The sequence below is a fragment of the Clostridium sp. AM34-9AC genome (assembly GCF_003480225.1).
In the GTDB taxonomy this organism is placed as follows: Bacteria; Bacillota; Clostridia; order Lachnospirales; family Lachnospiraceae; genus Acetatifactor; species Acetatifactor acetigignens.
The window spans coordinates 1-8,245 of record NZ_QUIU01000047.1 but is presented as its reverse complement, the minus strand read 5'-3'; the positions used below and the strand labels follow the sequence as shown (position 1 = coordinate 8,245).

Genomic DNA, 8,245 nt, shown 5'->3' with positions numbered 1-8,245 from the left:
CTGCTGGTTTCGTCCTTGATCAGAAAATCCAGATCCAGAAATGTACTTCCCTTCTTGTCAGAAACCTCATAAGTAGTATGCTGTCTGCGATAAGTGTCATTGCTGCCAAGTGTACAGGTATCCTCTTGAAGTGTCATATTTTTCTTAAGCTTTCCCTCAAAATATGCCACTGTTTCCTTCCCTGACATGAAAAAAATTGGTTTTTGGCGAAATGCCGCACCATATGTAGAATGATTACTGTTTATTTCCATTTCTTATCCTTCCTCCCGAAAAATATCTTACCTGCATTCTTATGCTTTCCTGTCAAAAGATGAGCCTACTGTATAACAGGATTATCTGGTAAAATAATACTGCTTTTCTCATATGCTGCCGCCGCTAACTGGCTATTTAGATATTCGTTTTGTACAGCTTTTCGTCTTGCCTGTGCTCTTTTTACTGCTTCCTTTTCCTGTTTCTTCAAAATTATAGAAATTGATACTATGCATATGTATCAAAACCTACCTTATTTTTAGTTGTCGCTTCTATAGCAATCATATTTTCTGTTTTTTTATCTTCTTTTTCTTTATCCTCTTTCATTCTCTCCAGCCATTTGTCAATTTCTGAATCCGTACCAGTCTCTCCAAAAATGCCACAGGTTGTCATTTCGGTTCCATTATTCGTAAACTTAAACTCCACTGATATCAGTTTACTACCATGACTTATTGCCGCCTTCTGTGCATTTCGTATAACATCTGGCATAATTGCTAAATTTTCCTCAAGCCATTTCGCAGTTTTTTCATCTCCACATGCCTTTTGCATTACACTTCTGTCAATCAATACAGAAGCATTTTTGCATGGAGTCAAACATTTATACTTGTTAGTCAAATACTTTGAATAGTCTGATACATTTTTAAACTTATTGGCTGAATTCATAGTGTATCCTGCATAATAATTCTTTTCACTATTCTTTGATGGCTTTACATTTTCATTTTTTACATTTCCGTATGTGTATGTATTGGCATACGATGATACTCCATTAATTCCCATACTGCATCTCTCCTTTCTATTTAGCCTTGATTTTTTATTTGCAGGCTATTGGTTTTTGTTCGATACGCTTACTGCCATTGTAAAATTTGCCTCATAAGAAGCTACTGCCTGACTTATTGTGACAGTCTTAGCAGACGAACTACTCTCAGCCACCAATCGAGTTCTGGCATCCTGAGCGGATAACCTTTTATTTTGCGCATATTCTTCATAAGCTGTTCTTTCCGCTTGTTTTTTCTGAATCCGCTTTTTTTCCTGTTGTTTCTTTACCTGATTTTCTATTCTCTTTTTATTTTCTATTCTGCGCTCCCAAAAACTATTTTTTGACTTATCATTAAAAATCTTCCCACCATTCCCATTGTTATAACCAGCACTCCACATCTCAGCATGACATTCTTCTTTTGATGCTCCATAATATATTGTAGAAAACGCTCCTCCGCATATACCGGACCATTTATCTGGTTGTGACCAACCCACTTGCAAATCATTTAATACCCATGCTTCATACTCTGGATCATTCTTCATTGCTTCAAAACCCGCCTCTGAAATTGTAACAGATATTGACTCGCCTGCTCTTGTGGGGTGCATTGGAATTTGAGATATTTTATTGTAAATGTACTGCTTGTATTCCACCATCGTCATATCTTTAGCAGACACAGAACCTATTTTTGAATTGCCCACTATACTTCCACTAGCTTCGCTCTTTTCTCTTACACTATCCGCAAACCTTGTATCTTCCTTCTCCTGATCTTTAGCCGCATTTTTCTGTTGGTACTGATTGTAAGCCCGTGTCATATAGTTCACATTAATTGTATTACTCATAGTAACCTCCTTTGCTTTCTTTATCGGATAAAATAACCTGTTCTCCCAGTCCCATATCATCAAACGACCATATTACGCACACAAAGACCATCTCTTTACAAGATGACCACTGCCTTAAATTCATTTTCATCGCAGGAAAGCACCATATCACCGCCATATTTATCCACAACTGCTTTTACATTTAACAATCCAATACCGTGATGATCCCCTCTTTCAATTATTCAAATATCCCTGATCCAGTTCTTCTTTCGACCAGACTCTTTCATACGTTCCTCCAATTTCGTCAAAAACGTTTTGCCATGTAGAAAATTTATGGATTTCCTCCATGCTATCCTTGTGATTCTGAAGCCATTCATACAGCTTTTCATACATAGAACCAGAAAACCGGACACTCCAATTGTTTTTATAATTTTCATTGTCACTGTATGACATTCCATCAGCTCCTATGGATATAATTCCCTGATCTGTCCGTTTTGCCATTCCTCTAATCTCTAAATCAGCCCAGATAAAACCTTCTTCCCGACTCTCAATTAAATTAGGGTATTTGTCAAAATACATCTCCGCTAATTCTTCATACCTCTTCCGATCCGCTTCATTTTGCAGAAGAACCTTGCCACCTCTGCCTTCTTCACCGTCTTTTACTAAATACTGGATGCCGGTACCTGAATGTGTATTTAATGTAAATCCCTGCAAAGTCTCCACATCCAGCGAATCTTTATCCATTACATTCTGCAATGCATCTTTTAATTCATCATCTAATACCAGGGCATCGTAACTCATCGTTCCATGCTCAGAAATCAAAAACTGCTTTCCTGTTGTTTCATCCTGTCTTATTTTTATATCAGAATAGGAAAATGCCCCCAAACGCTCCCCGTCTTTATTGTATATATCAAAACATTCAGCTTCATTATCGGGTACGATTCTATAATTTTCGGATTCGTACTCTGAATATTCCTGTTTCAAAGTATTTATCGTTTTTCCTGACAGTGCCAGATAAGAATCCATCACTGTACTTTTCTTAGCACGATTGATATCCGCTCTACTGCTAATATCCTCCTTATCCACCGTCTGAGCCAAAGTGTCAGCCCACTTATTCTGGTTCCGATTTGGTTTTAGGTTGTTATAACCTGTTGAATAACGGCTCTCCGCTCCTATACTTCCAATCATTTTTTTAATTCCTCCCGGCATTTTATTCTCTTATTTTAGATGCCAACACGGTATAAAATTCTTTTTCCTGTTGCAGATATGCTGCCCTTTCATCTGTAACGGCTGCCAGCGGATTTTCTATTCTCTCCAATACTTTGTCGATAGCTGCGTTAATATACTGGTTACATCCGTCTGAAATGGATTAAAACCAGTTTCTTCCAATGTTTCCTGCCATGCTGCCTTGACACTCTGCGGCACTGTCTGAAGGTAATAACCACTCATATAAGCAATCTGCTTTTTGGTTTTTTCGTCTGCAAACTGATAGGTTCTGTTATTCGCTTTTTTTGTACTTTTTCCTTTCGATGGAATATAAGACCAGTTTGGTTCTCCATTACTACCAGAAGTAATTAGCTGTTCCCTTCCAACTGTTCCTATATTTGAAAAAGAGATTCCCATTAATCACACTCTAGCTTCAAACATACTTTGGCTAATACCTTTCATCCACATATTCTGTGCTGCTCCATATCCTTTTTCCTGCCCTATATCATACAATCCACTGCTGTCAAAGCCTATTTTTAATACCAAATCATTTTCTTTCTTCCAGCCATTTTTAGCATATTGCAGCCATCTCTTAGAATAAAGTTCATACCCTGCACCATTTTTAGATTTTTCCTTAAACAATGCCAGTAAATCTGTACCATCCTCTGCAATAAAAGTACCATTTTTATATGTCGCATTGCGTGCATCATATCCGGTTGTCTCATACACTTCATGCCATAAAGAATATTGGTTTGCCTTTGTCATATTTGCCTGCGAATTAACAATTTCATTATCTGCATCATGCATACAAATCCACGCATGCGTCCAAATATTTTTTGCATTATCTCCTTCATTCAGCAATTTTTCTATCTGCGATAATGTATCTCTATCTGCATTTCCCGACACTGTTAATTGATATGTATATGGATCAATAGAAAATACCAAATCTGCCTGTTTTGATATTGATATCCCATTCTTTGAAAGTAGATTTGAAATTTGCTGATTTACAACACTTCTGGCATGCTGTTTTTCCCTGTCAGTATTGCGTACATAACCAACACTTCTTGAACCACCTGTATATACATCCTTGTAATTCCTTAATGCATAATCATACCGTGCAAATCCACCCACAGGTTTTCCTCCGGATTGTAACATTCTTTTCTCTGTACGGTAAGCTATGGAACGCTGGTCTTCTGTCATATATGAGCAAAAGTTAGGTGAGGTCACATCACAATATTTTGATTCGATATATGCCATTGGATCAGAATGCGACATATTTTCTTTGTACATTTTATCATAATGCTCCCGCAAAACTTTTTGTACGAAACGATCCTCCTCTGTAAGTCCATCATATTGATATCCTACAGTTGTACCAACGCTGGAAGTATTGGGCAGGTTGTTTAAATCCCTGCCCGCTGGAATGTTGTTATAATAGTCAGAATTATTTACAGTAACCATATTATCCCCCTGCCTTATATAAGTCTTATAATCTGTATCTTTAAATTCCTCCCGGCATTTTATTCTCTTATTTTAGATGCCAGTACGGTATAAAATTCTTTTTCCTGCTGCAGATATGCTGCCCTTTCCTCTGTAACTGCTGCCAACGGATTTTCTATTCTCTCCAATACTTTGTCGATAGCTGCTAAACAACTTTCTTTCGTTTCACCAAAAATATTGTCATCACCACCTGTCAGAAAATCCTGCTCTACAGATAACTGCGTTAATGTACTGGTTACATCCGTCTGAAATGGATTAAAACCAGTTTCTTCCAATGTTTCCTGCCACGCCGCCTTTACACTCTCCGGCACTGTCTGAAGGTAATAATCACTAATATATGCAATCTGCTTTTTGGTCTTTTCATCTGCAAACTGGTAGATTCTGTTATTCGCTTTTAACTGTTCATATGCCGCCTGCGCATCACTGTTCGCTTCTGACTCATACCAACCATCTTTATTTTTGCTATATTTCATACCATTGACCGTAAAATCTTTGGAAGTGTCTACACCCAGATAAGACATAACATCCGTAATTCCCTCTGTATACCGGGCATATTCCTCCTTTGAATGTGCTACAGTAGTCATTGTCCCACCTGCATTTCGCAGCATGGATGCCAATGCATCTGCCATTCTCTGTGCTTTTACATATGATTGTGTATCATACGGATTATCTCCACCAGAAACCTCTACTCCATGCGCCGTAACCGTAAGCACATGACCTCCATTAACACGGATTCTTTGCCCTTCCGCAATATTAACAGAATTATTCTGTCTGCTAAGTGACGAACTCTTCGCCAATTTTATAGGTGTTTTTAACACTTGAACCAAATCTTCTACCGGATTTAGTAAGTGCTGCGACATCGCCTCATTATAGGTTTCCTTATCTTTAATAGCTGTATTTTTGTAATTAGATGTAAGTCCTCTTGTATTAGGATTAATATAACTTGATATTGACTGCATTGTCTCAATCTCCTTCGTTTATTCTAAATTCTCTTTTCCTTCTATGTCCAAATAACTAAGCCTTATTTATACTTACTATTTGCATTTGGCAAATTAAGATATGTATCCATACTTTTCGTCCAAAGCAACGATAAGTCAAACCTTCCCAATTTGTTTAAATCTTCTATGCTTTTTTTGAACATTGCAATAAAATCTCTTCTGTCGTTAAGTCCCATATTACCAGCTTCAAGCGGCAGAGACGTGAAACCTCCCTGCTTTTCCACTTTGTAATGTGCCTCCAATGCACGCATTTCGACTACTGTAGCATTTGATGGATTAACATCATTGATATAAATTCTTTGCTCAAACTCTTTCCCGTTTTCATCCACACCTTTCGCTAACACCACTGGATTTTCATCCGTCGAATCATCCGCATATTTAAGGCAATAAGAAAGACCGGTGCCATTACCTCCTGTCCACAACATATTATCTGTTGTGAATATCTGATATACCTTCGGTGTTTCTGCCGTATAAAATGTCTTTTCCCCAGATGCAGGCGTTTTCATATGATTACCTTTTTGTTGACCGTACAGTGAAGATACGGTATTCATACCAGAACCAATGTTCATATTTCTGTTCCTCCAATCAGCTCAAAATTTTCTCTATATGCCAGTCCAGTTTCTGCCTCAACTTTTTTGGATAAAAGTGTTTTCAACACCTAATCCCATATTAACTTTCCACGGTTCTTCTGTCAGTCGGAACCGCACCTGCTCTCTCCTATGGAGTCCAAGCTTACTTTTTCTACTATATTCAAATAACTAAGCCCTATTTATGCTTACTGCTTGCATTTAGATAAGTATTCATATTTCGCATATAAAACATCTGCAAATCATACCTTCCTAATTTATTCATATCCTGTATAACCTTTTCAAAGCTGGATATAAGGTCGCATCTGTCATTTAATCCCATACACCCGGTTTCTGGTGGCAAAGAACTGAGACTATTTCCCCTATCGACGTTATAGCATGCCTCCAAAGCACTCATTTCAACATAAGAAGCATTTCTCAAATTAATATCATTAATGTTAATCTTTTCTTCAAATTCTTTTCCATTTTCGTCAACGCCTTTGGCTATCACTACAGGATTATCCTCTGTTGACTCTTCTGCGTATTTAATATAAAACGAAAGACCTGTTCCATTTCCACCTGAAAACAACATATCATCCGTCTTTAAATACACCTTCACTGATGTCTGAGAAAATTCCTCATTTCCGACAGCAGATGTTTTGCTATTGTTTTGTCGCTTTCCAAATACTTCCGGTGCACTTTGCACTCCCGAACCAATACGCATTTAATTACCTCCTAGTATAATATTATATATCGATTATTATAAGTTGATATAGTCAGTAAAGTCCTCAATTATCAATTGTACTTTTTATTATGTTTTCATTAAAAGTATTGGCAATATTTTCATAAGCAGCTATGGCAACCGCCCTATCTACTTCCGATAATACATTAACAGCCGATATATTATCATCAAAAGCCGCATCTTTTTTACTCTTTTGCATATTAATCTCTTCTATCTGTCTGCGCTTTTCTGCCGCCTCCTCACTGCGCTCTAAATATTGTCTACGCCGTTTAGCCTTCTCTTCATCTTCAGCTTTCATTTGCGCCTCTATCTTTGCTTTTTTTTCTGGTGAAACATCTCCACAAACATAATAGTGTGCAGTTCCATCCGGGTGAATAACCATACCATAAGATTGAATCTCAAACCCCCCGACTGCCATCTGCGCCTTCACAGTTGACTGCGAAGCAAAAAAATCCTGTATCATCTTTTCGTAATAAGCTGCTTTTTTGGGATCATTTGCCATTGTTTCCAAAACATTGGGTGCAATCACAATATTATTCATCCCATATGTCCCCGTCCCCAATGAATCCATACTCTTTTGATCACTTCCAACATTTTGGATCATTATATTCCCATATTTAGCCTTTAAATATTCAGTGTAGGTATCTACTTTTGAAACACTATTTTCATTTGGCTTCTGTACTTTCTCTGTATTAGCACCCTCTTTAGCAGATAAAATCTTATTGAAATCTAAATGATTGGCTTGCCCTGTCGTCTTATTCTGTTGATACCTATAATTCTGATTATAAGCATTAACTGAATTTTCAACGCCTAATCCCATATTAACTCCTTTCCACGGTTCTTCTGTCAGTCAGAACCGTACCTGCTCTCTCCATCCAAAGCCCAAGCAGTAACCTTTAATTGATTTATTGGAGTAAGATAACCCTTTTGGAGTTATCTTACTCCTTTTGTTTTGCCATTACGATAATCACAACCGCAACACTCCACAAAATATTTCATTATTCTGACCTAGTTTCCCCTTTTCTTCGGTCTTTTCGGCTGGTGATAAATCGCTGAACACTCTGCCGTCCTGCCAAGAACTGTTTTTTCCACTTCATTCCGGGCAATTCTCTCCACTACTTTCAATACCTTGATTGTAATCTTTTCTGCTTTATTCATCTTACCTTTACCTCCTCTGATGTTGTATCATAATACTTTTCTGAAACTGTACTCATACATATCCGAATACATGTTATCATGCGGTTGGGGCGTCAGCCTTCTATCCAATGCCGCCATATCCACCGTAAAACCACTGTCTGCCACAGAGAAAGCGCCATTGCTGAATTGAAACTCCGAAGTAAAATCGGGAATCCCCAGATCACCGCTTGTCCTGTTATGTCCTATAATATTTATCAATGCATCCTTTATCCGCT

13 protein-coding genes are annotated in these 8,245 nt (G+C 37.7%); all 13 read right to left on the bottom strand.

Features of this window, described 5'->3' with window-relative positions; translation table 11 throughout:
• Positions 1–316: 316 nt before the first annotated feature.
• Positions 317–460 (bottom strand): hypothetical protein, encoded by a 144-nt coding sequence (locus DW835_RS18145; RefSeq protein WP_171029219.1) that lies wholly within the window; start codon positions 458–460, stop codon positions 317–319.
• Positions 461–477: 17 nt separating this feature from the next.
• Entirely contained in the window at positions 478–1,026 is a 549-nt protein-coding gene (locus DW835_RS17320; protein WP_006859190.1) for a hypothetical protein, read from the bottom strand.
• Positions 1,027–1,071: 45 nt separating this feature from the next.
• Positions 1,072–1,845, bottom strand: a complete 774-nt coding sequence (locus DW835_RS17315; RefSeq protein WP_118265919.1) for a hypothetical protein — start codon at positions 1,843–1,845, stop codon at positions 1,072–1,074.
• Positions 1,846–1,940: 95 nt separating this feature from the next.
• Complete coding sequence (locus DW835_RS17310) at positions 1,941–2,063, bottom strand: GHKL domain-containing protein (RefSeq protein ID WP_279221291.1); 123 nt, start codon at positions 2,061–2,063, stop codon at positions 1,941–1,943.
• Entirely contained in the window at positions 2,059–3,012 is a 954-nt protein-coding gene (locus DW835_RS17305; RefSeq protein WP_008115719.1) for a hypothetical protein, read from the bottom strand. The genes DW835_RS17310 and DW835_RS17305 overlap by 5 nt, the downstream gene beginning before the upstream one ends.
• 117 nt (positions 3,013–3,129) lie before the next feature.
• Positions 3,130–3,447 (bottom strand): hypothetical protein, encoded by a 318-nt coding sequence (locus DW835_RS17300; RefSeq protein WP_243037234.1) that lies wholly within the window; start codon positions 3,445–3,447, stop codon positions 3,130–3,132.
• 3 nt (positions 3,448–3,450) lie between these two features.
• Positions 3,451–4,488, bottom strand: a complete 1,038-nt coding sequence (locus DW835_RS17295; RefSeq protein WP_118731486.1) for a DUF4885 family protein — start codon at positions 4,486–4,488, stop codon at positions 3,451–3,453.
• A gap of 59 nt (positions 4,489–4,547) precedes the next feature.
• Entirely contained in the window at positions 4,548–5,486 is a 939-nt protein-coding gene (locus tag DW835_RS17290; protein ID WP_055040310.1) for a hypothetical protein, read from the bottom strand.
• Between the two features lie 62 nt (positions 5,487–5,548).
• Positions 5,549–6,094: a hypothetical protein gene (locus tag DW835_RS17285; RefSeq protein ID WP_118542380.1), complete on the bottom strand. Its 546-nt coding sequence runs from the start codon at positions 6,092–6,094 to the stop codon at positions 5,549–5,551.
• Between the two features lie 196 nt (positions 6,095–6,290).
• Entirely contained in the window at positions 6,291–6,815 is a 525-nt protein-coding gene (locus DW835_RS17280; protein ID WP_118550351.1) for a hypothetical protein, read from the bottom strand.
• A 64-nt stretch (positions 6,816–6,879) separates the two neighbouring features.
• The gene (locus tag DW835_RS17275) at positions 6,880–7,653 is read right to left on the bottom strand and encodes a DUF6033 family protein (RefSeq protein WP_117465414.1); all 774 of its coding nucleotides are present in this window, start codon (positions 7,651–7,653) and stop codon (positions 6,880–6,882) included.
• A 188-nt stretch (positions 7,654–7,841) separates the two neighbouring features.
• A complete protein-coding gene (locus tag DW835_RS17270) occupies positions 7,842–7,991 on the bottom strand; it encodes a cyclic lactone autoinducer peptide (protein ID WP_055171097.1) in 150 nt (49 codons plus the stop codon).
• A gap of 27 nt (positions 7,992–8,018) precedes the next feature.
• A partial coding sequence (locus DW835_RS17265) for a hypothetical protein (protein ID WP_347559404.1) occupies positions 8,019–8,245 on the bottom strand: 227 nt, incomplete at its 5' end.

Excerpts from the sequence above, each read along its gene's own strand:
- DW835_RS17320 (WP_006859190.1), bottom strand. The coding sequence starts at position 1,026 with ATGGGAATTAATGGAGTATCATCGTATGCCAATACATACACATACGGA.
- DW835_RS17315 (WP_118265919.1), bottom strand. The coding sequence starts at position 1,845 with ATGAGTAATACAATTAATGTGAACTATATGACACGGGCTTACAATCAG.
- DW835_RS17305 (WP_008115719.1), bottom strand. The coding sequence starts at position 3,012 with ATGATTGGAAGTATAGGAGCGGAGAGCCGTTATTCAACAGGTTATAAC.
- DW835_RS17300 (WP_243037234.1), bottom strand. The coding sequence starts at position 3,447 with ATGGGAATCTCTTTTTCAAATATAGGAACAGTTGGAAGGGAACAGCTA.
- DW835_RS17295 (WP_118731486.1), bottom strand. The coding sequence starts at position 4,488 with ATGGTTACTGTAAATAATTCTGACTATTATAACAACATTCCAGCGGGC.
- DW835_RS17290 (WP_055040310.1), bottom strand. The coding sequence starts at position 5,486 with ATGCAGTCAATATCAAGTTATATTAATCCTAATACAAGAGGACTTACA.
- DW835_RS17285 (WP_118542380.1), bottom strand. The coding sequence starts at position 6,094 with ATGAACATTGGTTCTGGTATGAATACCGTATCTTCACTGTACGGTCAA.
- DW835_RS17280 (WP_118550351.1), bottom strand. The coding sequence starts at position 6,815 with ATGCGTATTGGTTCGGGAGTGCAAAGTGCACCGGAAGTATTTGGAAAG.
- DW835_RS17275 (WP_117465414.1), bottom strand. The coding sequence starts at position 7,653 with ATGGGATTAGGCGTTGAAAATTCAGTTAATGCTTATAATCAGAATTAT.
- DW835_RS17270 (WP_055171097.1), bottom strand. The coding sequence starts at position 7,991 with ATGAATAAAGCAGAAAAGATTACAATCAAGGTATTGAAAGTAGTGGAG.